Source organism: Streptomyces sp. NPDC001902 (genome assembly GCF_042891295.1).
GTDB lineage: Bacteria > Actinomycetota > Actinomycetes > Streptomycetales > Streptomycetaceae > Actinacidiphila.
Genome location: NZ_JBIATA010000004.1, coordinates 326,387 through 349,737 on the forward strand (window position 1 = coordinate 326,387; position 23,351 = coordinate 349,737).

The 23,351-nt window shown below is 72.7% G+C and carries 21 protein-coding genes; 14 read left to right on the forward strand and 7 right to left on the reverse strand.

What is annotated here, in order from left to right; all coding sequences use genetic code 11:
• Positions 1-756: a DUF1365 domain-containing protein gene (locus ACFYYN_RS10300; protein WP_500545408.1), complete on the reverse strand. Its 756-nt coding sequence runs from the start codon at positions 754-756 to the stop codon at positions 1-3.
• Entirely contained in the window at positions 750-2,021 is a 1,272-nt protein-coding gene (locus ACFYYN_RS10305) for an NAD(P)/FAD-dependent oxidoreductase (protein ID WP_500545409.1), read from the reverse strand. The genes ACFYYN_RS10300 and ACFYYN_RS10305 overlap by 7 nt, the downstream gene beginning before the upstream one ends.
• 180 nt (positions 2,022-2,201) lie before the next feature.
• Here ACFYYN_RS10305 and ACFYYN_RS10310 point away from each other — a divergent pair, with 180 nt between their 5' ends.
• From ACFYYN_RS10310 to ACFYYN_RS10320, 3 genes are read left to right on the forward strand one after another with little or no spacing between them, the layout of a single operon-like run.
• The gene (locus ACFYYN_RS10310; protein WP_500545410.1) at positions 2,202-2,912 is read left to right on the forward strand and encodes an alpha/beta hydrolase; all 711 of its coding nucleotides are present in this window, start codon (positions 2,202-2,204) and stop codon (positions 2,910-2,912) included.
• Entirely contained in the window at positions 2,909-3,118 is a 210-nt protein-coding gene (locus ACFYYN_RS10315) for a hypothetical protein (protein WP_500545411.1), read from the forward strand. Before ACFYYN_RS10310 ends, ACFYYN_RS10315 begins: the two co-directional genes overlap by 4 nt.
• A complete protein-coding gene (locus ACFYYN_RS10320; RefSeq protein ID WP_500545412.1) occupies positions 3,115-4,599 on the forward strand; it encodes an SDR family oxidoreductase in 1,485 nt (494 codons plus the stop codon). The genes ACFYYN_RS10315 and ACFYYN_RS10320 overlap by 4 nt, the downstream gene beginning before the upstream one ends.
• 34 nt (positions 4,600-4,633) lie before the next feature.
• Here the strand turns inward: ACFYYN_RS10320 and ACFYYN_RS10325 are convergent, their stop codons facing one another.
• The gene (locus tag ACFYYN_RS10325; protein ID WP_500545489.1) at positions 4,634-5,050 is read right to left on the reverse strand and encodes a MarR family winged helix-turn-helix transcriptional regulator; all 417 of its coding nucleotides are present in this window, start codon (positions 5,048-5,050) and stop codon (positions 4,634-4,636) included.
• Positions 5,051-5,217: 167 nt separating this feature from the next.
• Between ACFYYN_RS10325 and ACFYYN_RS10330 the strand changes: the two genes are divergently transcribed.
• Positions 5,218-7,353 carry an MMPL family transporter gene (locus ACFYYN_RS10330; protein ID WP_500545413.1) on the forward strand — a complete coding sequence of 712 codons (2,136 nt, stop codon included), beginning with the start codon at positions 5,218-5,220 and terminating at the stop codon, positions 7,351-7,353.
• On the opposite strand, the gene ACFYYN_RS10335 is transcribed toward ACFYYN_RS10330, so the two are convergent.
• On the reverse strand, positions 7,341-7,835 hold the full coding sequence (locus ACFYYN_RS10335; protein ID WP_499511723.1) for a DUF3145 domain-containing protein: 495 nt from the start codon (positions 7,833-7,835) through the stop codon (positions 7,341-7,343). The two genes, ACFYYN_RS10330 and ACFYYN_RS10335, sit on opposite strands and share 13 nt — an antisense overlap.
• A 236-nt stretch (positions 7,836-8,071) precedes the next feature.
• Between ACFYYN_RS10335 and ACFYYN_RS10340 the strand changes: the two genes are divergently transcribed.
• From ACFYYN_RS10340 to ACFYYN_RS10380, 9 genes are all read left to right on the forward strand, one after another.
• On the forward strand, positions 8,072-8,980 hold the full coding sequence (locus ACFYYN_RS10340; RefSeq protein ID WP_500545414.1) for an SGNH/GDSL hydrolase family protein: 909 nt from the start codon (positions 8,072-8,074) through the stop codon (positions 8,978-8,980).
• 200 nt (positions 8,981-9,180) lie between these two features.
• Entirely contained in the window at positions 9,181-10,341 is a 1,161-nt protein-coding gene (locus ACFYYN_RS10345; protein ID WP_500545415.1) for a mandelate racemase/muconate lactonizing enzyme family protein, read from the forward strand.
• Entirely contained in the window at positions 10,338-11,360 is a 1,023-nt protein-coding gene (locus tag ACFYYN_RS10350; RefSeq protein WP_500322054.1) for a zinc-dependent alcohol dehydrogenase, read from the forward strand. Before ACFYYN_RS10345 ends, ACFYYN_RS10350 begins: the two co-directional genes overlap by 4 nt.
• A gap of 103 nt (positions 11,361-11,463) precedes the next feature.
• A complete protein-coding gene (locus tag ACFYYN_RS10355) occupies positions 11,464-12,510 on the forward strand; it encodes a hypothetical protein (protein ID WP_500322053.1) in 1,047 nt (348 codons plus the stop codon).
• 6 nt (positions 12,511-12,516) lie between these two features.
• Entirely contained in the window at positions 12,517-13,641 is a 1,125-nt protein-coding gene (gene chvE, locus ACFYYN_RS10360) for a multiple monosaccharide ABC transporter substrate-binding protein (RefSeq protein ID WP_500357927.1), read from the forward strand.
• A 65-nt stretch (positions 13,642-13,706) separates the two neighbouring features.
• Positions 13,707-15,257, forward strand: a complete 1,551-nt coding sequence (gene mmsA / locus ACFYYN_RS10365; protein WP_500545416.1) for a multiple monosaccharide ABC transporter ATP-binding protein — start codon at positions 13,707-13,709, stop codon at positions 15,255-15,257.
• A gap of 1 nt (position 15,258) precedes the next feature.
• Complete coding sequence (gene mmsB / locus ACFYYN_RS10370; protein WP_499511730.1) at positions 15,259-16,518, forward strand: ABC transporter permease family protein; 1,260 nt, start codon at positions 15,259-15,261, stop codon at positions 16,516-16,518.
• Between the two features lie 42 nt (positions 16,519-16,560).
• Complete coding sequence (locus ACFYYN_RS10375; RefSeq protein ID WP_500545490.1) at positions 16,561-17,742, forward strand: aldose epimerase family protein; 1,182 nt, start codon at positions 16,561-16,563, stop codon at positions 17,740-17,742.
• Positions 17,743-17,955: 213 nt separating this feature from the next.
• Positions 17,956-18,846, forward strand: coding sequence for a hypothetical protein (locus tag ACFYYN_RS10380; RefSeq protein ID WP_500545417.1), 891 nt, complete (start codon positions 17,956-17,958; stop codon positions 18,844-18,846).
• A gap of 51 nt (positions 18,847-18,897) precedes the next feature.
• On the opposite strand, the gene ACFYYN_RS10385 is transcribed toward ACFYYN_RS10380, so the two are convergent.
• The 3 genes from ACFYYN_RS10385 to ACFYYN_RS10395 all read right to left on the reverse strand — a co-directional run bounded on the left by ACFYYN_RS10385 (position 18,898) and on the right by ACFYYN_RS10395 (position 22,904).
• Positions 18,898-20,538 carry a pyridoxal phosphate-dependent aminotransferase gene (locus ACFYYN_RS10385; protein WP_500545418.1) on the reverse strand — a complete coding sequence of 547 codons (1,641 nt, stop codon included), beginning with the start codon at positions 20,536-20,538 and terminating at the stop codon, positions 18,898-18,900.
• A gap of 323 nt (positions 20,539-20,861) precedes the next feature.
• On the reverse strand, positions 20,862-22,061 hold the full coding sequence (locus ACFYYN_RS10390) for a PA0049 C-terminal domain-containing protein (protein ID WP_500545419.1): 1,200 nt from the start codon (positions 22,059-22,061) through the stop codon (positions 20,862-20,864).
• An 87-nt stretch (positions 22,062-22,148) separates the two neighbouring features.
• Complete coding sequence (locus tag ACFYYN_RS10395; protein ID WP_500545420.1) at positions 22,149-22,904, reverse strand: class I SAM-dependent methyltransferase; 756 nt, start codon at positions 22,902-22,904, stop codon at positions 22,149-22,151.
• Between the two features lie 206 nt (positions 22,905-23,110).
• Between ACFYYN_RS10395 and ACFYYN_RS10400 the strand changes: the two genes are divergently transcribed.
• Positions 23,111-23,351: hypothetical protein (locus ACFYYN_RS10400; RefSeq protein WP_500545421.1), on the forward strand; the 241-nt coding region annotated here is incomplete at its 3' end.

A 23,351-nucleotide genomic window follows, 5' to 3' on the forward strand; every position in this document is an offset into this window, starting at 1 on the left:
TCACTCGAAACCCTCCTGGGGCGCGTGGACGGGACGGGGCTGCACGGGCAGTCCGCGCAGCAGGAGCCGGATGCCGTGCCGGCGGATGCCGGCCGACACCGCGGCCGTGGACCAGGGGTGGCGGGCGGCGGCACGCAGCAGGCCCGGCGCGGTCGCCGGGCGCCGCTCGCCGCGCACGGTGGCGGTGAACGGGGTGCCGCCGCCGGGCCGTTCCAGGTGGACGGTGAGGTGGAGCCGGTCGTGCGGCTCGGGCAGCCGCATGCGGTAGCCGCCGTCGACGGGGAGGAACGGGGAGACGTAGAAGTCCTTGGCGACGTGGACGCCGTCGCGGCCGTCGGTGCGCAGCAGGTAGGCGTGCCGTTCCCCGTAGGTGTTGTGGACCTCGGCGACCACGCACACGAGGGTGCCGTCCGGGTCGTGGCACCAGTACAGGGTCAGCGGGTTGAACACGTGGCCGAGGACCCGGGCGTGGCTGAGCATCCGGACCGGGCCGCCGTGCAGGTCGACGCCCTGCGCGGCCAGCCAGGCGTCGAGGGCGGCCCGTACGGTCGGGTGCCGGCCGCCGAAGTGGTCACAGGGGTCGAAGCGGGCGAGCGGGCGCAGCGCGGCGGGGAGCCGGGGCGGCCGGGCGGGGTCGGTCAGCCACATGTAGGTGCGGTGGGCGAAGGCGTGCCGCAGCGGATCGGTGCGCACGTGGGTGATCGTGCACTCGTACAGGGCGGGCACCTGCGGCGGCAGGCCCGCGGGGGTCACCATCGCGCCCCCAGGTGGCGGGCGGCCTCGGCGCCGGAACGGCAACCGTCCTCGTGGAAGCCCCAGCCGTGGTACGCCCCGGCGAAGGCGGTGACGGGGGTCGCGAGGGCCGGCAGCCGCCGTCGCGCGGCCAGCGACGCGGGGGTGTAGACGGGGTGTTCGTACACCATGCGGGCGAGCACCCGGGCGGGGTCGACGCGTTCCTCGTCGCCGAGGGTGACGACGTGGCGCTCGGGGGTGTCCAGCCGCTGGAGGCGGTTCATGTCGTAGCTGACGCGGACCCCGCCGGGGCCGGGGGCGCAGGTGGGCATGAGGTAGTTCCAGGAGGCGCGGGCGCCGCGGCTGCGGGGCAGCAGCGTGGTGTCGGTGTGCAGCACCGTCGGGTTGCTGGAGTACGGGATGGCGCCGAGCACCCGGCGCTCCTCCGCGGTGGGGTCGGCGAGCAGCCGTAGTGCCTGGTCGGGGTGGGTGGCGACGACCACCGCGTCGTACGTCTCGGTGTCCCCGTCGTCGGTGACGACGTCGGCGCCGTCGGCGTGCCGGCGCAGGGCGCGCACGGGGGTGGCGGTGCGGATCGCGGTGAGCCGTTTGACGATGCGCTCGACGTAGACGCGTGATCCGCCGGTGACGGTCCGCCAGGTGGGGGAACCGCCCACCGAGAGCATCCCGTGGTGGTCGAGGAACCGGAAGAGGTAGACCGCCGGGTAGCGCGCGGCGGTCCGCGGCGAGCAGGACCAGACGCAGGCCACCAGCGGGGTCGTGAAGTGGGCCGTGAAGTACGCCGAGAACTCCCCCGCGCCGAGGAACTCCCCCAGCGTGGTGGTGTCGTCGGAACCGCCCTCCGCGAGCAGCCGCCGGGCCAGGCGGTGGAATCGGGGCACTTCGGCCAGCATACGCAGATAGGCCGGGCGCAGCGCGTTGCGCGGTTGCGCGAAGATCCCCGAGGGGCCACGCGCACCCGCGTACTCCAGGCCGCAGCCCTCGCAGCGCACGGACATGCTCATCTCGGACTCCTGCGTGGGGACGCCGAGTTCGGCGAAGATCCGCAGCAGGGTGGGGTAGGTGCGCTCGTTGTGGACGATGAAGCCGGTGTCGACGGCGGTCACCCGGCCGTCGCAGGAGGGTACGTCGTGCGTGTGGGCGTGCCCGCCGAGCCGGTCGTCGGCCTCGAACAGCGACACGTCGCAGTGCCGTTGCAGCAGGTAGGCGGCGGTGAGCCCGGCGACGCCGCTGCCCACGACGGCCACCCTTCGCCTTGCTTCGGTCACGTCCCGTCCCTTCGTCGCGGTCCTCTCCCTGCTGGTCGTTCGGAGCCCGTGGCGGGACGGATTGGTCGGTGCGGCAATCCGCCGGGCGGACGGCCGCGAATCCATGGGTGGACGCACGTGACGGGCGTCGTCACGGAGGGCGGCCGATAATGACGGAGAGCGCACGAGAGGGGCGGTCCGATGACGTACGGTGACGAAGCGGGCGGCGGCACGCCGCGTCCGGCGCTGGTCCCGTACGTGCTGCCCCAGCGGCCGCGCGCCGCCGTCCTGGTGCTGCACGGCGGTCGTGCGGAGGGCCTGGAACCGCCCCCGCCGTGGAACCTGCCGGGGGTCCGGATGCGTCCCTTCGTCCGCGCGATCGGCCGGGCCACCGCCGGGCACGCGGTGGCGCTGGCCGGGGTCCGCTACCGGCACCGCGGCTGGAACGGCGAGCGGGAGGACGCGGCGCGGGACGCCCTGCGGGCGCTGGAGGCACTGCGGCAACGCGCCGGGGAGGTGCCCGTGGTGCTGGTGGGGCACTCGATGGGCGGCCGGGCGGCGCTGCGCGTGGCCGGGCATCCGCTCGTGGGCGCGGTCGTGGGGCTGGCGCCGTGGTGTCCCGAGGACGAGCCGGTGGGGCATCTGGCGGGGCGCCGTCTGGTGCTGCTGCACGGCGACCGGGACCGGGTCACCGATCCGGCCGGCTCGCTGACCCTGGCGGACCGGGCGCGGGCGTCGGGCGCCCAGGCCTGCCACCTGGTGGTGCCGGGCGGCGACCACGCGATGCTGCGCGGTGCCGGGACCTGGCACGCCCTGACGGCGCGCCTGGTCGCCGGGCTGCTGCGGCTGCGTCCGCTGCCGCCGGAGGTGGCGGGCGCGCTGACCGCCCCGGGAACGGAGGGAGCGCGATGAGCCCGCGCCTGCGAACGGACGCCCGCCCGGTCCCGGGGCCGCCGGGCACCGCACCGGCCCCGCGCCACACCGGGGCACCGCTCTGGCCGCTCCTGCCGCTCCTGCTCACGGCCGCGCTGACGGCACTGGCGGCGCTGCTGCGCACCCTGCTGCCGCCCGAGCCGGCGGCCGGCCCCTTCGCCCGCGACGCCGGGAGCCCGCGATGAGCCTCACCTGCCTGGTGACGGGCGCGACCGGCTACATCGGCGGCCGGCTCGTCCCCGAACTGCTGGAGGCCGGGCACCAGGTGCGCTGCCTGGCCCGTACGCCCGGCAAGCTGCGCGACCACCCGTGGGCGGGCGAGGTGGAGGTCGTCCGGGGCGACGTCACCGACCCGGAGTCGGTGCGGGCGGCCATGGAGGGCGTGGACGTCGCGTACTACCTCGTCCACGCCCTGGGCACCGGAGGGGACTTCGAGCGGACCGACCGGGATGCCGCGGAGGTCTTCGGGTCCCGGGCGAAGGCCGCGGGCGTGCGGCGGATCGTGTACCTGGGCGGTCTGACCCCCGCCGGGGTGCCCGAGCGGGAACTGTCGCCGCACCTGCGCTCGCGCGCCGAGGTGGGCCGGGTGCTGCTCGCCTCCGGAGTGCCGACGGCGGCGCTGCGGGCGGCGGTGATCATCGGCTCCGGCTCGGCCTCCTTCGAGATGCTGCGCTACCTCACCGAGCGGCTGCCGGTGATGGTCACCCCGCGCTGGGTCGGCACCCGGATCCAGCCGATCGCCGTACGGGACGTGCTGCGCTACCTCGTGGGCTGCGCCACGCTGCCGCCCGAGGTGAGCCGCGCCTTCGACATCGGCGGCCCGGACGTGCTCACCTATCGCGCCATGATGCTGAAGTACGCCGAGGTGGCGGGGCTGCCGCACCGGCTGATCGTGCCCGTGCCGGTGCTGACGCCGCGCCTGTCGAGCCACTGGGTGGGGCTGGTGACCCCGGTGCCGGCGAGCATCGCGCGGCCCCTGACGGAGTCGCTGCGGTACGAGGTGGTCTGCCACGACCGCGACATCGCCGCGTGGGTGCCGGACCCGCCCGAGGGCATGATCGGCGTCGAGGCGGCGCTGCGGCTGGCGCTGCAGCGCATCCGCGAGGCGAACGTGGTCACCCGCTGGTCCTCGGCCTCCGTGCCCGGCGCGCCGAGCGACCCGCTGCCGACGGACCCCGACTGGGCGGGCGGCTCGCTCTACACCGACCGCCGGACGCGCATCGTGGACGCCTCGCCCGAGGCGCTGTGGCGGGTCATCGAGGGCATCGGCGGCGACAACGGCTGGTACTCCTTCCCGCTGGCCTGGGCCGTGCGCGGCTGGCTCGACCGCTTCGTGGGCGGGGTCGGGCTGCGCCGGGGCCGGCGGGACGCCACGCACCTGCGGGCGGGCGACTCGCTGGACTTCTGGCGGGTGGAGGAGATCGAGCCGGGCCGGCTGCTGCGGCTGCGCGCCGAGATGCGGCTGCCGGGCATGGCCTGGCTGGAGCTGACGTCCGGCCGGGACGGTGCCGGGCGCACCGTCTACGGGCAGCGGGCGCTGTTCCATCCGCGCGGGCTGGCGGGGCACGCGTACTGGTGGAGCGTCTCGCCGTTCCACTCCGTGGTCTTCGGCGGCATGGCGCGCAACATAGCCGCCGCGGCCCGGGCGGGCGCGGCGGGGCCGTAGCGGAGGGCCGCGCGGGGCCGTGACGGACGCGGGCTCAGTCCGGGACGGGGGCGCGCAGGGCGGTCAGCTCGTCGTTCATCGCGGCCAGGAAGCGCATCACGACGACGAGTTCGTCCTCGGTGAAGCGGGCGCGCGCCGCGTCCGTGCCCCGGGCGAGCGGGCGGAAGAACTCCCGCGCCACCTCCATCCCCCGCGGGGCGTAGTGCAGATGGACCACGCGGCGGTCGGCGGCGTCACGGGTGCGGCGGACGTGGCCGGCGCGTTCCAGCCGGTCCAGGCAGGCGGTGACGGCACCGGAGGTCAGATTGAGGCGTTCGCGCAGCAGACCGGGGGTCATGGCCCCGCCGTGGCCGTCGCCGTCCAGGATCGCGACCAGCGCCTGCACGTCGGTGTGGTGCAGCTTCTGGCTCTGCGCGAAGTCCTGCGCGATGCGGTTGAACTCGCTGTTCATCCTGCGCAGCTGCACGGCGAAGGCCTGCAGCCCGGTCGGGGACTCGTCCTGGAAGTTGTGGGGCACTCCTCCATCGTAGATAATCTCGATGATTAAGATACTCAATAGCTGAGATATATCCTTCGCACGGGGGCACTCCCCCGTTCCGCATCCCACGGGAGAGAGCGATGACATCCCTGCCGCGCGCCGTCCGATGGCTGCTGCCCGTGGTGATGCTGGTCGCCTGGCTGGGCGTCGGGGGCACCCTCGGCCCCTACGCGGGCAGGCTCGGCGAGGTCTCCACCAACGACCAGGCGGCCTTCCTGCCGCGCAGCGCCGAGTCGACGAAGGCCGTCACCGAACGGACGGCCTTCAGCCGGAACGGGACCGTACCGGCGATCGTCGTCTGGACCGCCGACCGCGGCCGCGTGACCGACGCCCAGCAGCAGGCCGCCACGGCGGCGCTGGCCTCGCTCGCCGGCACCGAGGGGGTCACCGGGCGCCCCTCCCCCGCGCTGCGCTCCGACGACGGGCGGGCCCTGCAGGGCGTCGTGCAGCTCCGCCCCGACCTCGGCCGGGACATCGGGGACGCCGTCGGCCGGATTCAGGGCACCGCGGCCCGGGTCCCGGGGACCACCGCCCACGTCGCCGGGCCCGCGGCCTCGCAGGCCGACCTGGGCGAGGCCTTCGCGGGCATCGACGGACTGCTGCTGTTCACCGCGCTCGGCGTCGTGCTGGCGATCCTGCTGCTGGTCTACCGCGCGCTGCTGCTGCCTCTGGTCATCATCGTCGGCTCGGTCTTCTCGCTCGGCCTGGCCTGCGGCGTGGTGTACGTGCTGGCGGACCACGGCGTCGTCCGGGTCGACGGCCAGGTCCAGGGCATCCTGTCGATCCTCGTCATCGGCGCGGCCACCGACTACGCCCTGCTGCTCGCCGCCCGCTTCCGGGAGGAACTCGCGGTCCGCGGCGACCGGTTCGCGGCGATGCGCGCCGCGCTGCGCCGCTCGGCCGGGGCGATCGTGGCGAGCGCGGCCACCGTGGCCCTCGGCCTGCTCGCCCTGCTGGCCAGTGACCTCACCAACAACCGGGCCCTGGGCCCGGTCGGCGCCGTCGGCATCGTCTGCGCCGTCGCGAGCAGCCTGACCTTCCTGCCGGCGGCACTGCTGCTGCTCGGCCGGGCCGCCTACTGGCCCGCACGGCCGCGGGACAGGCGTCCGGAGGGGGAGGGCGTGTGGCGGCGGATCGCGGCCCTCGTGGACCGCACGCCGCGCCGGGTGTGGGCCGCGAGCCTGGCGCTGCTGGTGGGCTGTGCCGCCTTCTCCCCCGCGCTGACCGCCCGGGGTGTGCCGCTGGACGAGATCTTCGTCCACCAGGCGCCCTCGGTGACCGCCCAGCGCGTCCTCGGCGAGCACTTCCCCGGCGGCGCGGGGAACCCGGCCGTGGTCATCGCGGAGGCGGACCGGCTCGACCCGGTCACCCGGGCCGCGGCCGGCACCGACGGCGTCGACTCCGTCGCCCCGCTCACCGCCGCCGGCCGGCCCGGCGGGGGCGAGCCGCTCGTCGCCGGCGGCCGGGTCCTGCTGGAGGTGACGCTGAAGGACGCCGCCGACAGCGACGCCGCCAAGGCCACGGTGCAGCGGCTGCGCACGGCCGTGCACGCGGTACCCGGCGCGGACGCGGTGGTCGGCGGCTACACGGCCCAGCAGGTGGACACCCAGCGGACCGCGGAGCGCGACCGCACGCTCGTCGTCCCCGTCGTCCTCGCGATCATCCTGGTGATCCTGGCCGCGCTGCTGCGCAGCCTGCTGCTGCCGCTGCTCATGGTCGCCACGGTGGCGCTCAACTTCGCCGCCACCCTGGGCGTGTCGGCGCTGGTCTTCCGCCATGCGTTCGGCTTCTCGGCGACGGACGCCTCGGTGCCGCTGTACGGCTTCGTCTTCCTGGTCGCCCTCGGGGTGGACTACAACATCTTCCTGATGACGCGGGTCCGCGAGGAGACGCTGCGTCACGGCACGCGGCAGGGCGTCCTGCGCGGGCTGACCGCCACCGGAGGGGTGATCACCTCGGCGGGCGTGGTGCTCGCCGCCACCTTCGCGGCGCTCGGCGTGATCCCCCTGGCCTTCCTGGCGCAGATCGCCTTCATCGTGGCCTTCGGGGTGCTGCTGGACACCCTGCTGGTGCGCTCGCTGCTGCTGCCCGCGCTGGTACGGGACATCGGCCCGAAGGTGTGGTGGCCGGGCGCCGCGGCGCGCGCGGGCGACGAGCCGCCGGCGCCGGAGGGCGCCGCGGCACCGCGGCGGGTGGCGGAGCGTCAGACGACCTGATGCAGCCAGCGCACGGGGGCGCCCTCACCCGCGTAGCGGAAGGGCTCCAACTCGTCGTCCCACGGCTTGCCGAGCAGCTTGGCGACTTCCGTCTCCAGGTCGGCCTCGCCCTTGCGGGCGCGGGCGAGCGCGGCGCGCAGCCGGTCCTCGGGGATGAGGATGTCCCCGTGGATGCCGGTGACGGCGTGGAAGATGCCGAGTTCGGGCGTGCTGCTGTAGCGCTCCCCCTCGGCGGTGGCACACGGCTCCGCCGTGACCTCGAAGCGCAGCAGATGCCAGCCGCGCAGCGCGGACGCCAGCTTGGAGGCGGTGCCGGGTTCCGCCTGCCAGGAGAACTCGGCCCGCCAGGTGCCGGGAGAGGCCGGCTGGCGGATCCAGTCCAGGTTCACGCGCACGCCGAGCACGCCCGCGACGGCCCACTCGACGTGCGGGCAGAGCGCGCGTGGCGCGGAGTGCACGTACAGAACTCCACGTGTCGTCACCGGGACCTCCAGTGTGGGACGAGGTACGCCTTCCCCAGCGGCCTCATGCCCATAACCGAGCCATCCGGGACAGCAGTGGACATTCTGCACTAATCATAACGAATGAGACAAGATCTGACCTCTGATCACCTCTTTCGCACCACCTGTCAGGGAAAAAGCTACCGCGCTGCGTCAGGCGAGGAGTGACGTACTGTCGGGATCAGCGAGAAGTCACCCACTCGTCCGAGGGAGAACGGATGCGCCAGTCGCTCCCGCGCGGGGTCAGCGGCGCCCTGATCGCGCTGGTCACACTGCTCACGACGGCGCTCGCGGCCGGCTGCTCGGCCACCGGCGGCGCCGGGAGCACCGAGGCCGGTGCCGCCGGGCGGGCGGGCACGGCGAAGCGCCCCGCGCAGGTGTGGGACACCACGCCCGCCTCCCTGGCCGCGCTCGGCGACTCCATCACCCGCGCCTTCGACGCCTGCGGGATCCTGACGGACTGTCCGGACCTGTCCTGGGCGACCGGCAGCCGCAGCTCCGTGAAGAGCGTGGCCACCCGGGTGCTGAACCGGCCGGCCACCGAGAGCTGGAACCTGGCGGCCAGCGGCGCCCGGATGCACGACCTGCCGGAGCAGGCCAAGAAGGCGGTCGCGCTGCGGCCGCAGCAGGTGACGATCCTGATGGGGGCCAACGACGCGTGCGCGCGCAGCATCGACCGCATGACCCCGGTGGCCGAATACCGCAAGGATTTCTCCGCCGCCCTGCGCACCCTCGACAGCAAGCTGCCGAAGGCCCAGGTCTTCGTCGCGAGCGTGCCCGACCTGATGCGCCTGTGGGACGTCGGCCGGCAGAACGTGCTGGGACGGCAGATCTGGAAGCTGGGCCTGTGCCCGTCGATGCTGTCCGACGCACAGTCGATGAGCACGGCCGCCCGCGAACGGCGGCAGACCGTACGCGAAAGGGTGATGGCGTACAACGACGTGCTGCGGCAGGAGTGCGCGCGCCACGAGCGCTGCCGCTACGACGGCGGCATGGTCTTCGACTACCGCTTCACCCAGAAGGAGCTCAGTCCCTGGGACTGGTTCCACCCCAGCGCCGAGGGACAGGCCAAGCTCGCGGGGCTGGTCTACGCCGCGGCCTTCGGACCGGACCCGGCCGGCGGCTAGCCGCGCCGGACCCGGCCGTTCGTCCGGGGTTTCGGACACGGGACGGCACGCGTGACGGGCGTACGGACTCACTTCGGCAACATCGCCGACACCTGCCCGGCACACCCATTGACACCGCCGGGAGCCCGTAACTACGTTCCCTTCAACATTTCGAACGTGTGACGAAATCTCGAACGACACCCTAAAAGGGGCGGCTTCCCGTGCGCATCACCGGCATCAGCACCCATGTGGTCGGTACTCCCTGGCGGAATCTCACCTACGTGCTCGTCCACACCGACGAGGGGCTCACGGGCGTCGGCGAGACCCGCATGCTCGGCCACACCGACGCGTTGCTCGGCTACCTCCGCGAGGCGGAGGCCAACCACATATCCGGATCCGACCCCTTCGCGGTGGAGGACCTGGTCCGCCGCATGAAGTACGGCGACTACGGGCGGGCCGGAGAGATCGTCATGTCCGGCATCGCCGTCATCGAGATGGCCTGCTGGGACATCAAGGGCAAGGCGCTGGGCGTCCCCGTGTGGCAGCTGCTCGGCGGCAAGGTGAACGAGAAGGTCAAGGCGTACGCCAACGGCTGGTACACCACCGAGCGCACCCCGGAGGCCTACCACAAGGCCGCCCGCGCCGTGGTGGACCGCGGCTACCGCGCGCTGAAGATCGACCCCTTCGGCACCGGCCACTTCGAGCTGGACCACGCGGCCACCACCTACTCCGTCTCCCTCATCGAGGCCGTGCGCGACGCGATCGGCCCCGAGACCGAGCTGCTGGTGGAGATGCACGGGCGGTTCAGCCCGGCGACCGCGATCCGCGTCGCCAACGAGCTGGCGCCCTTCAAGCCGAGCTGGATCGAGGAGCCGGTGCCGCCGGAGAACCTCAAGGCCCTGGCCAAGGTGGCCGCCCACACCGATCTGCCGATCGCCACGGGTGAACGCATCCACGACCGCTACGAGTTCCGCGAGCTGTTCGAGCTCCAGGCCGCCGACATCATCCAGCCCGACCTGGGGCACATCGGCGGCATCAACGAGGTCCGCAAGCTGGCCGCCACCGCGGAGACCCACTACGTGCTGGTCGCCCCGCACAACGTCGGCGGCTCCGTGCTCACCGCCGCGAGCCTCCAGCTCGCCGGGTGCACCCCCAACTTCAAGATCCTCGAGCACTTCAACGACTTCGCGGACTCCGAGATCAAGAAGGTCGTCAAGGGCGCCCCCGTGGTCGGCGAGGACGGGTACTTCACGCTGTCGGACGCGCCGGGCCTCGGTGTCGAGCTCGACGTCGACGCCGCCGCCGAGTTCCCCCAGCAGCAGGCCCGCTTCGACCTGTGGGCCGAGGGCTGGGAGCGCCGTAAGCCGAAGGGCGCCAAGTGACCGTCCACACCCCCCGCGCCGTCGTCCTCGACGGACCCGGCCGGCACCGGATCGTGCCGGCCGGACCGGTCGCGCCCGGTCCGGGCGAGGCGCTGGTCCGCGTCCACGCCGCGGGCATCTGCGGCAGCGACCGGGAGGTGCACGCCGGCACCCGCCCCGAGGGCTACGTCCGCTACCCCGTCACCCCCGGCCACGAGTGGTCCGGCACGGTGGAGGCGGTCGGCGCCGGGGTGACCGCCGGCCTGGTGGGCCGGAAGGTCGTCGGCGAGGGCTTCCGCAACTGCCAGGTCTGCGAGCGCTGTCACGCCGGGGAGACCACGCTGTGCAGCGCGCCGTACGAGGAGACCGGCTTCACGCAGCCCGGTGCCATGGCGGACACCCTGACGCTGCCCGCCCGGCTGCTGCACGTCCTGGACGACGCGGCCGACCTGCGCACCGCCGTGCTCCTGGAGCCGGCCGCGTGCGTGGCGGCGGCGCTGCTGAAGGCCCCGGCCGCGCCGGGCGAGCGGGTGGCGGTCGTCGGCACCGGCACGCTCGGCATGCTGGCGGTGCAGTTCCTGGCCGCGGTGTCGCCGGCGGAGCTGCTGGTGGTGGGAACCGGCCGGGACCGGGAGGAGCTGGCCGCCTCCTTCGGCGCCACGCGCTTCCGCACGGCCGGTGAACTGGCCGCTGAGGACGGGCGGTACGACCTGGTGGTCGAGGCCGCCGGGTCCGCCTCCGCGGCCCGCGTGTCGGCGGGGCTGCTGCGCCGCGGCGGGCGGCTGGCGCTGACCGGCATCCCCGCGCCGGGAGCGCTCGGGCTCGACCCCACCGACCTGGTGGTGCGCCAGCTGACCGTGCACACGGTCTTCGGGGCACCGCCCGCCGCCTGGGCCCACACCGTACGGGCCTTCGACGCCGGGATCCTGGACCCGGCGCCGCTGATCACGCACGACCTGCCGCTGGAGGAGTACGCCGACGCCCTCGGACTGCTGGGCAACAGGGATCCGAAGGTGGGGAAGGTGCTGCTGCGTCCGTGACCGCTCCGTGCACGACGGACACCCGATGTCCCATCCGTGCCCACCCATACCCAATGAACCGAACGTCGTCCGATATGTCGAACGGCGAGAACGAAGGAGCACCGTGACCGACGCACCCACCCCGAGCCCCGGCACGGCCGGCACCACAGGCGGTCCCCGACACCCGGGTCAGTACGCGCTCACCCTCCTCGGTCACGGCGCGCCGGCGGACGACCCTGCCGACGCCTCCCCGCACTCCTTCCCCGACGGGGGCAGCTGGCGCACCGAGATCCCCTCCGTGGAGGGCCCGGAGGCGCTGGCCACCGTGCTGGAGGAGAGTGAGCGGCTGGAGGTGCCGGTGCACCGGATCAGCCAGGGCAGCGGCATCTGGATGCTGACGGACGCGGAGATCACCGAGATGGTGACCGCCTGCGCCGAACGGGACGTCGAGCTCTGCCTGTTCACCGGTCCCCGCGGCACCTGGGACATCGGCGCCGCCACCCGCACCGACTCCCGCGGCGGGGGCCTGCGCGCCCGCGGCCACGACCAGGTGGCCGGCTGCGTCGAGGACGCGCTGCGCGCCGCCGCCCTGGGCGTGCGCTGCCTGCTCGTCGCCGACGAGGGCGTGCTGTGGCTGCTGCACCAGCTGCGCGCGCAGGGCCTGCTGCCGGCCGACACCACCTTCAAGGTCTCGGCGCTGGTCGGCCCGGTCAACCCGGCGGGCTACGCGGTGTGGGAGCGGCTGGGCGCCGACTCCATCAACATCCCCTCCGACCTGACCCTCCAGCAGATCACCGAGATCCGCCGGGTCAGCCGGGCCCCGATGGACTTCTACATCGAGGCCCCGGACGACCTCGGCGGCTTCGTCCGGCTCTACGACGCGGCGGAGCTGATCCGCCGCGGCGCGCCGATCTACCTCAAGTTCGGGCTGAGCAAGGCCCCCGGCATCTACCCGTACGGACGTCAGCTGCGGGAGGTCGCCCTGACGACCGCCCGCGAGCGGGTCCGGCGCGGCCGCCTTGTGCTCGACCTGCTCTCCCGGCTGGGCGCGGACGGCGGGCTCTCCCCGCTGGGCGCGCGGCAGCCGGGTCCGCTCCACCGCTTCCCGTTGGACATCGCGACCGACCCGGACCAGGCGACCGACCCCCGCCTGGCCGCCGAAAGGATCTGATCAGCCATGCGCATCGCCAGAGCCGCACGTCTGCGCACCACAGCCGCGCTGATAGCCACCCTCGCCCTCGGGGCCACCGCGACCGCCTGCGGGCAGAGCGACAACACCGGAGGCGGCGGCGACAAGGACGGTGGAAAGGGCGGCACCATCGGCATCGCCATGCCCACCAAGTCCTCGGAGCGCTGGATCGCCGACGGCGACAACATGGTCAAGCAGTTCCAGGCCCAGGGCTACAAGACCGACCTGCAGTACGGTGACGACAAGGTCGAGAACCAGGTCGCCCAGATCCAGAACATGATCACCAAGGGCGACAAGCTGCTGGTCATCGCCGCCATCGACGGCTCGGCCCTCAGCGACGTGCTGCAGCAGGCCCACGACGCGGGCATCAAGGTGATCTCCTACGACCGCCTCATCCTGGGCTCGGCGAACGTCGACTACTACGCGACCTTCGACAACTACAAGGTCGGCCAGCTCCAGGCCGGTTACATCCTCGAGAAGCTGGGCCTGAAGGACGGCAGCAAGAAGGGCCCCTTCAACATCGAGCTCTTCGCCGGCTCGCCCGACGACAACAACACCAAGTACTTCTTCAACGGCGCGATGGACACCCTCAAGCCGTACATCGACAAGAAGCAGCTGGTGGTCAAGAGCGGCCAGACCGAGCTCAACCAGGTCACCACCCTGCGCTGGGACGGCGCCACCGCCCAGGCCCGCATGGACGACCTGCTCAGCAAGTCGTACACCTCCGACGACGTGGACGCGGTGCTCTCCCCGTACGACGGCATCTCCCGCGGCGTCATCTCGGCGCTCAAGAGCGTGAGCTACGGCACCGGCAAGAAGCCGCTCCCGATCGTCACCGGTCAGGACGCCGAGGTCGCCTCGATCAAGTCGATCATCGCGGGCGAGCAGGCCCAGACCGTCTACAAGGACACCCGCGAACTGGCCAAGGTCGCCGTCCAGATGGGCAACGCGGTGCTGACCGGCGGCAAGCCGGAGACCAACGACTCCAAGACCTACAACAACGGCACCAAGGTCGTCCCGACCTACCTGCTGCCGCCGGTGAGCGTCGACAAGTCGAACTACAAGGAGGTCGTCGTCGACTCCGGCTACATCAAGGAGTCCGAGCTCCAGTAGTCCCGGAGCCGGACCGCGACCGACGATCGTCACTTCCCACCACCCGAGGAGAACGGAAAGCAGGAATGGCCGGACCCGTCCTCGAAATGCGCTCCATCACCAAGACCTTCCCAGGGGTCAAGGCGCTCTCCGACGTCACCTTGACTGTCGCCGAGGGCGAGGTCCACGCCATCTGCGGTGAGAACGGTGCGGGCAAGTCGACCCTGATGAAGGTGCTCAGCGGGGTCTACCCGCACGGCAGTTACGAAGGGGAGATCCTCTTCCAGGGTGAGACCTGCGAGTTCCGCGACATCCGCGCGAGCGAGCAGCGCGGCATCGTGATCATCCACCAGGAGCTCGCCCTGGTGCCGTACCTGTCCATCGCCGAGAACATCTTCCTCGGCAACGAGCACTCCAGCCGCGGTGTCATCAGCTGGAACGAGACGCTGCGGCACGCGGGCCGGCTGCTCAAGCGGGTCGGGCTCACCGACGGGCCCACCACCCGCGTGGCGGACATCGGCGTGGGCAAGCAGCAGCTCGTCGAGATCGCCAAGGCGCTGTCCAAGGAGGTCAAGCTCCTCATCCTGGACGAGCCGACCGCCGCCCTGAACGACGAGGACAGCCGCAAGCTCCTTGACCTCATCATGGAGTTCAAGGAGCACGGCATCTCCTGCATCATCATCTCGCACAAGCTCAACGAGATCGCCAGGGTCGCCGACTCCATCACGATCCTGCGCGACGGGCGGACCATCGAGACGCTCGACATGAAGGCCACCGACGAGGACGGCCACAGCACCGTCACCGAGGAGCGGATCATCCGCGGCATGGTGGGCCGCGACCTCGACCACCGCTTCCCCGAGCGGGAGCCGGAGATCGGCGAGGTGGCCTTCGCCGTCGAGGACTGGACCGTGCACCACCCGATCGACCAGCAGCGCAAGGTCGTCGACGGGGTCTCCCTCGACGTCCGGCGCGGCGAGATCGTGGGCATCGCCGGGCTGATGGGGGCCGGCCGCACCGAACTGGCCATGAGCGTCTTCGGCCGCTCCTACGGCCGTGGCATCAGCGGCCGGGTCTACCTGCACGGCAAGGAGATCCGCACCCGCACCGTCCCGGAGGCGGTGGGCCACGGGATCGCGTACGTCACCGAGGACCGCAAGCACTACGGGCTGAACCTCATCGACGACATCAGCCGCAACATCTCGCTCAGCGCCCTGTCCAAGGTCGCCAAGCGCGGCGTCGTCAACCAGCACGAGGAGGCCCGGGTCGCGGAGTCCTTCCGCTCCACGATGAACATCAAGACCCCGACGGTCTTCGAGACCACGGGCAAGCTGAGCGGCGGCAACCAGCAGAAGGTCGTCCTCAGCAAGTGGATCTTCGCCGGGCCGGAGGTCCTCATCCTCGACGAGCCCACCCGGGGCATCGACGTCGGGGCCAAGTACGAGATCTACACGGTCATCAACGACCTGGCGGCCCAGGGCAAGGCCGTCGTCTTCATCTCCTCCGAACTGCCGGAGCTGCTCGGCATGTGCGACCGCATCTACACGATGTCCGCGGGCCGGCTGACCGGGGAGATCCCGCGCGAGAGCGCGACCCAGGAAGTGCTGATGCGCCACATGACCATGGACCGAGGTAACTGAGATGGGCAGCCCGGTGAAGACCGACAAGACTCCTCCGCCGCCCGCCGGGGGCGCGGCAACGGCCGCCGAGGGCGGCGGCGCGGCGGCCGGAGCCGCCGGCCTCCTGCTGCAGGCGGCCCGGCGCAACATGCGCCAGTACGGCATGATCATCGCGCTGGTGCTGATCGCGGCGCTGTTCCAGATATGGTCCGGCGGCATCCTGCTCAAACCGCAGAACGTCACCAACCTCATCGGCCAGAACAGCTACATCCTGATCCTGGCGATCGGCATGATGGTCGTGATCATCGCCGGCCACATCGACCTGTCCGTCGGCTCGCTCGCGGCCTTCGTCAGCGCGGCCGGCGCAGTGATGATCATCCACCACCACGTCTCGTGGCCGCTCGCCCTGGTCGCTTGCCTGCTCATCGGCGCGGTCGCCGGTGCCTGGCAGGGCTACTTCATCGCGTACGTCGGGATCCCGTCGTTCATCGTGACCCTGGCCGGCATGCTGCTCTTCCGCGGCGGCACGCAGATCTTCCTGGAGGGCCAGTCCATCTCGCCCTTCCCGCGCGGCTTCCAGAAGATCGGCAACGGCTTCCTGCCCGAGGTCGGGCCGCACACCAACTACCACAACCTGACCCTGCTCATCGGTCTCGTGGTGATCGCCATCGCCGTCGTCCAGGAGATCCGCGACCGCCGCCAGCAGCTCGCGTACGACCTGGACGTGCTGCCGCGCAACTTCTTCCTGCTGAAGCTGCTCGCCATCGTCGCCTGCGTCGTCGCCTTCACCATGACGCTGGCCAGCTACCACGGCGTACCGATCGTGCTGCTCATCCTGGCCGGGCTGCTCATCGTCTTCGGCTTCGTGATGCGCAACGCGGTGATCGGCCGCCACGTGTACGCGCTCGGCGGCAACCAGGCGGCGGCGAAGCTCTCCGGCGTCAAGGACAAGCGGGTCGTCTTCCTGGTCTTCGTGAACATGGGCGTGCTCGCCGCGCTCGCGGGTGTGGTCTACGCGGCACGGCTCAACGCCGGTGTCCCGCAGGCCGGCATCAACTTCGAGCTCGAGGCCATCGCGGCCGCCTTCATCGGCGGCGCCTCCGCCACCGGCGGCGTCGGCACCGTGCTGGGCGCCATCATCGGCGGCCTGGTGCTCGGGGTGCTCAACAACGGGATGTCGCTCGTCGGCATCGGCACGGACTACCAGCAGGTCATCAAGGGTCTGGTGCTCCTGGCCGCGGTCGGCTTCGACGTCTGGAACAAGCGCAAGGTCGGTTCGTAAAGCAGCTACCTATCGAAGGAGCCGCAAGTGAACAGACGTACATTGATCGCGGGCGCGGCGCTCGGGGCGGTCGCGCCCGCGATCAGCGGGACGAGCGCCTGGGCGACCGGAAAGGCCGGCACGGCGGGGCAGACCGCCGACGCCCGGCACAGGCCCGCAGGCGGGAGCAAGGTGAGCAAGGAACACTTCGGGACCTTGGAGGACGGCACCAAGGTCGACATCTGGACGGTCAGCAACGGCGGGATCACCCTCAAGGTGCTCTCGTACGGCGGCGTCGTCCAGACCCTGGAGCTGCCCGACCGGCGCGGGCGCCGCGTCAACGTGTCCCTCGGATTCGACGACATCGCCGGCTACGTGGCGAACAGCCCGTACTTCGGCGCGTTGATCGGTCGCTACGGCAACCGCATCGCGGGCGGGAAGTTCACCCTGGACGGGCACACCTACCAGCTGCCCGTCAACGACGGACCGAACAGCCTGCACGGCGGCGACCGGGGCTTCGACAAGCGGGTCTGGGAGGTCGAGGGCTTCAAGGCGGGCTCGGACGCCGGTCTGGTGCTGCGCTACACCAGCGCGGACGGCGAGATGGGCTACCCGGGCACGCTGAAGGTCAAGGTCGTCTACACCCTGACCGCCGACGCGCGGTGGCGGATCGACTACACCGCCACCACCGACAAGGCGACGGTCGTCAACCTCACCAACCACACGTACTTCAACCTGCGTGGTGAGGGCGACGGCGGCATCTACGACCACGAGGTCCAGATCGCCGCCCGCCGCTACACCCCGGTCGGCTCCACCCTGATCCCCACCGGTGAGCTGGCGCCCGTCGCGGGCACCCCGTTCGACTTCCGCTCCGCGAAGGCGATCGGCCGCGACATCCGTTCCGCGCACCAGCAGGTCCTGTACGGGCAGGGCATCGACCACAACTTCGTGCTCGACAAGGGCCGCACCGCCGCGCCCGAGCACATCGTGACGGTCACCGAGCCCGTCTCCGGCCGGATCATGCGGATCGCCACCACCGAGCCCGGTGTGCAGTTCTACACGGGCAACTTCCTGACCGGGGCGTTCTCCGGTTCCTCGGGCCGGGTCTACCGGCAGGGCGACGGCTTCTGCCTGGAGACCCAGCACTTCCCGGACTCCCCCAACCAGCCCTCGTTCCCGTCGACGGTCCTGCGGCCGGGACAGACCTACCGCTCCACCACCGTGCACTCCTTCGGCACCCACTGAGCGGCGCAGTCCTCCCCGCGGGCGGGGGCGGCCGGGATTCTCTCCCGGCCGCCCCCGCCTGTCGACTTCGGGACCGGCACCGGGTGAACCCCCGTCGGCCGTACGGGGATGTTCTGGGCCACCGGAATGACTCCGGCGGAGAGTCGGCGCGCAGACGGGTACGCATCCCGTCGTTCAAGCCCCGCGCTTTCGCACTCGACGAGGGAGTCCCCCATGAGTCCTGACGGCAGGCCGCCGTCGCGCAGGTCCCGGCGGTACGGACGGCTGACCGGTGTGGTCGTGCCGCTCGCCGTCGCCGCGGCCGCGGTGTCGGCGCCCGTGCTCGCCACGACCCCCGGCGCCGTGACCACCACGGCCGGTACGACGGCGGCCGTGGCCGACCCCCGGCCGCCCGGCACGCGCAGCGTCGCCGCGGACGACGACGAGGAGGAGGGCGAGGACGGCGGCCGCGACGAGGAGGCCCGTGACGAGGGCGGTCGCGAGGACGGCGAGGACGGCGGGGACCAGCGCGGCGGCCGGGAGACCGACCGGGGCGACAACGGCCGGGACGAGGGCGACGACGAGCGCGCCGACGAGCGCCGGGACGACCGGGGCGACGGGAACGGCGGAAACGACGAGCGCCGGGACGACCGCGGCGATCAACGCGGCGACGAGCGCGAGCAGCAGCGCCGCGACGACCAGGGCGGGAACCGAGGGGACGGCCGCGAGGACGAGCGGGGGAACGGCCGGGACGACGGGCCCCGGAACGACCGCGGCGACGGCCGCGACGGCCGTGACGGATCCTGCGTCAGCATCGATTCCACCCTCCGCAAGGGCGACCAGGAGATCTCCGTCGCGGTGTTCGAGGGCCGGGTCTTCATCGGCGGCCGCACCCTTCCCCGCGGGCCCTTCGTCTGGCACTCCCTCAGCGGCAACCGCGGCTACCCGCGCGGCGTCTGCGGCGCCACGGTGACCTCCGTCGGCTCCGGGGTGTGGGTCAAGGCGATCACCCGGGACGGCCGGGTGGTCGAGACGCACTGCGTCATCCGGGAGACCCAGGGCAAGCAGAGCTCGTGCGGGGAGTGGAAGACCCTGGACAGCCGCTCGTTCCGGGCGGCCAGGTGACCCTGCGCCCGCGCGGTCCGGTCGCTCACCGGCCCGCGCGGGCGCCGTGCGTCAGGAGGCGTCCTGCCAGTACAGCGCCGGCCGCGGGGTGCCGGGCGGCGCCGACGCGAAGGCCGGCGGGACCTCGGCGGTCAGCGCGGGGTACGTGTCCGGAGCGGGCGCCTGGGGGCGCGGCTGGGGCTGCGTCTGAGGCGGCACCTGAGGCTGCTGCTGCGACTGCTGCTGCGGCTCGGGCCTGAACTCGTAGACCGGCTGCGGCTGCGGCTCGGGCCTGAACTCGTAGACCGGCTGCTGCTGCGGCTCGGGCCTGAACTCGTAGACCGGCTGCGGCGGCATCGGCGGCGGCCCCACGGGCTGCTCGTACATCGGCTGGGGCGGCGGGGCCTGCTGGATCTGCGGGAGCGGCTGCACCGGCGGCATGGCGGGCTGTACGGGCGGCGCGGGCTGGATCTGCGGCAGCTGCTGCGGAGCGGGCTGCGGGGGCTGCTCCTGGACGGGCGCGGCAGCCGCCGCGGGCGTGGGCGCGGGCGCCGCGTACCAGGTGCTGCCGTACAGCACCGTGCTCAGCCCGGTCAGCAGCCGCTGCACGTCGGCCTGCGGCCGGACCACGAGCCGCATGAAACGGCTGCTGCTGCCCAGCTTGTTGCCGCATTCGCGGACCAGCACCCCGTGCTCGGCCAGCAGCCGGTCGCGCAGCACGGCGCCGTCGACGCCGTCGGGGAGCTTGACGAAGACGAAGTTGCCCTGGGACGGGTAGACGGTCAGCCCCGGCAGGGCCGCGAGCTGCCAGGTCATCTCCTGCCGGTCGCGGGAGACCAGGCGCAGGCTCTGCGCGTACTCCTCGCGGTGGTCCTTGAGCATGAAGACCACCGCCTCCGCGAAGGAGTTGAGGTTCCACTTCGGCAGCATGCGGCGGACCTTCCCGGCCAGCGCGGGGTTGGCGACGAGGTAGCCGAAGCGGATGCCGTGCAGGCCGAAGTTCTTGCCGAGGCTGCGCAGGACGATCACGTTGGGCCGCAGGACGGCCTCGCCGGCGACGCTCGGCCAGGCCTCGGCGTCGGTGAAGTCGAGGAAGGACTCGTCGATCACGACGAGGTCGAGGTCGGACAGGGCGTCCATGAGCGCGACGACGGCGTGCTTGGGGAGGAAGCCGCCGTCGGGGTTGTTGGGGTTGCAGATCACGGCCGTACGCGAACCCCGTGCGCGGACGAACGAGACGAAGGCCGCCGGATCGAGGGCGAATCCGGCGGCCTCCGGGAGGAGGAACATGTCGACGCGCTTGCCGGTCTCCATGGGCTGGTCGGTCCAGCGGCCGAAGGTCGGTATGGGGACGGCCAGGCTCTCGCGGACCAGCAGGTGGTCGATCCAGGTGATCAGCTCGGTCGAGCCGTTGCCCATGGCCACGGTCTGCGGGTTGAGGCCGAGCAGCGAGCACAGCTCGTTGGTGATGACGTCCGTGCTGCTCGGGTAGTACGTGAGGATGTCCCGCATCGACTCCTGGAGCTTGTCGTACATGGCCGGGCTCGGGAAGTAGGGGTTGCACGGGATGCAGAAGTCGACGATGTCGTGTCCTGCGTCGGAGGACGACAGGCCGCCGGCGGCGCGGCGCAGCGCGAAGTACGAGGGACTGTGCGCGGTGTTGGCGCGGAACAACTCGGTGGCATTACCGGTGACGCCGACTGCGACGGTCACGGCAGAACCTCCCTCGATCACGGGGGCCACGCCGCGGCGGCCCGCTTCCCCTTGCCTGCACCACCTTCTCGCATATTCCTCACATCTGGTACATGTGGGGTGTTTACGGGACAAGTGGTGTGCGGTTCGGCTATCTTGCGGCCGTCCCCGGTCTCATACGGGCCCGGCGGGGCTTCCGTTCAGTCATCGCCTCCCCTGACCGCGCAGGCCCACGACGACGGTGGTGATCCGGCCCCGGCGGCCGGCGCGACGAGCTTCACGTCCCCGGCCCGGACGTGGTCGAGCACCCGGGTCCGCGTGCGGTCCCTGTCCTTCACCTCTCCTCAGCCGAGCGTGCCCGCGGCCGCGACGAGGAGGGCACGGATCTGGGCGGTGACCGCGAGCCGCTCGGCGACGAAGGCGGGGTCGGTGACCGAGCCGGTGGCCGGGTCGGTGTTACCGGGGCCGAAGTGCAGCACCGGGGTGTGGACATGGCCGCCCGGGGCGGGCAGCGCGAGCCTGTCCCGCAGCAGGGTGGCCCGGTAGGCGATCTCGTTGGAGAGGTAGTCGCCGCCGCCCCCGGCGCGGGCCGCGGAGCCGGAGGTCGGGCCGCCGTCGCGGGTGACGGGGTCGGTCGCCCCGGCGGGGACCTCGGTGACGGTGGTGCGGTCGTGCACCGGGAAAGGGCCGGTGCCGGCGGCGGCGAGCGCCGCGTACGGGAGCGTGGACGCCGTCCACTGCGGCTGCCGGTCGGCGGCGGCCACCGGGACCGGGCCGGTGACGGACAGGCCGGTGTTGTCGGGGTGGCCGCCGCGCCAGGCGCCGTTGAAGCGTTCGAGGTCGAAGCGTCCGTCCCGGCCCTGGCTGACGGTCGCGAACAGGTCGACCCGGCGCGGGCCGGGCCGGAACCGGGGGCGCAGGACGGCTTCGACCGTGCCGTCGGCGAAGTCGCCCCAGCGCACCGGGAAGACGACGGTCTCGACGCGGGCGGGGCCCGCGGAGGTCGCGAGGGTCACGCCGTCCAGGGCGAGCGCCGCGGCCCCGGAGGGATTGCTGCAGCGTATGTCGGTGTCCAGCCGGAAGGGGTCGAAGCCGGTCAGCAGGATGCGCCGCACGCCCTCGGCCAGGGGCGGGCGGACGGCGTCCTGTCCGCGCGAGGCGCGCTCCAGCCGGGCCGCCAGCGCGACGCGGCCGGCGGCGGGCAGCGCGAACGCCGTTTCCCACCGGCGCAGTTCCGCGCCGAGGGCGAGCCGGGCCCAGTACAGCGGCCGGTCGTCGTCGTGGCTCAGGTCACCGCCCACCGCCCCGCGGCCCTGGGCCCGGTCCACCGCGGCCCGCCACAGCGCGCGCCCGTGCCGCCGCACGCTCCGGGCGGCCGAGGCCGGGTCGCGGGCCTCCGCCAGGGCCCGGGCGAACCGCGGGGCCGCGGTGTCGAAGCCGCCGCGGCGCAGGATCTCCCGCGGCACGGCCCCCTCCAGGCGCAGTTCCTCCGCCGTGGGCGGCGGCACGTCGGCGGGCACGGCAGGGCGGAGCGGCAGGCGCATCGCGGGGAACCTCCGGGCGGTCGGGTAGCGGGTCGGCCGCCCGGAGCATGGCGCACCGGGGCACCGCTCCGCCAGGGGTCCCGGGCGCTACGCCGGCTTGCGGGCGAGGAAGAAGATGCTCGGCCCGAACCCCACGCGGGCCAGCGGGGACTGCAGCGCCCCCTCGGCCCGTACCAGCGTCGCGTGCGGGACCACCCGCTTGAGCCGCGCGCTGCGCAGGTTGGACACCGACAGCCGGCGCTCCACGCGCAGCCCCGCGGCCTCCAACTGCGCGGCCACCGTGCGCGGGTGGTGGTTGACGAACGGGATGCTGTCGCGCTCGCGGTTCTCCGCCGAGCGGATGTCCACCGGCGACCGCGGCACCCGCCGGCGGTGCGCCGCGTAGCGCAGCCGGTTGGCGGCGTGCGCGAGGTTGGCGGTCTCGACGACGGCGGTGCCGCCCGGCCGCAGCACCCGGGCGATCTCGGTCAGCGCGGCCCCCGGCTCGGGCAGGTGGTGCATGACGCGGATCATGGTGACCAGGTCGACGCTCGCGGAGTGCAGCCCGAGGCCGCCCGCGCTCATCAGCCGCATGCTCACCCCCGCGAGCCCCCTGAGGAACTCCTCCGCGTCGTCCAGCTGCTTGCGGCTGGCGTCCACCAGCGTGACCCGGTCGGCGAACTCCCGCAGCACCGGCACGAGCCGGCCGAAGCCGCCGCCGACGTCCGCCGCGTGCCCGAAGTGCCGCCCTTCGAGCAGCCGCCGCAACGCGGCGACCTCGGCGTCGTGTTCGTAGCCGCGGCCTTCCCAGTAGGTGCGGTAGCTCTGCGGATTGTCGTCGTACTGGTTGGTGCGCTGCGCCATGGCGCGCTCCCCCTCGCGTGCTCGTCCTCAGGGCATAAGTCACGCGGCAGGTGCGGAACGGTTCCCTCCGGATCGCCCCCGGCGGCTACGGCTTGCCCAAGTCCAGCCGCCCCACGGGTGCACCCGGCTCCGGCCGCGGCTCGGGCACCTCCTGCGGCTGCATCAACGTACGCACCAAAAGCGTCGCACCCGCCACCGCACCCGGCATGAGCAGCACCGACACCAACGGCACCAGGAAACACAGGATCAACGGCACACCGAAGCCCAGCGTCAGCGCCATCCGCCCCCGCAGCATCCGCATCCGCAACCGCAACGGGACCTCACGCCGCTGGAAGGCCACCCCGCCGCCGAGCCCCGGCGGCTACGGCTTGCCCAAGTCCAGCCGCCCCACGGGTGCACCCGGCTCCGGCCGCGGCTCGGGCACCTCCTGCGGCTGCATCAACGTAC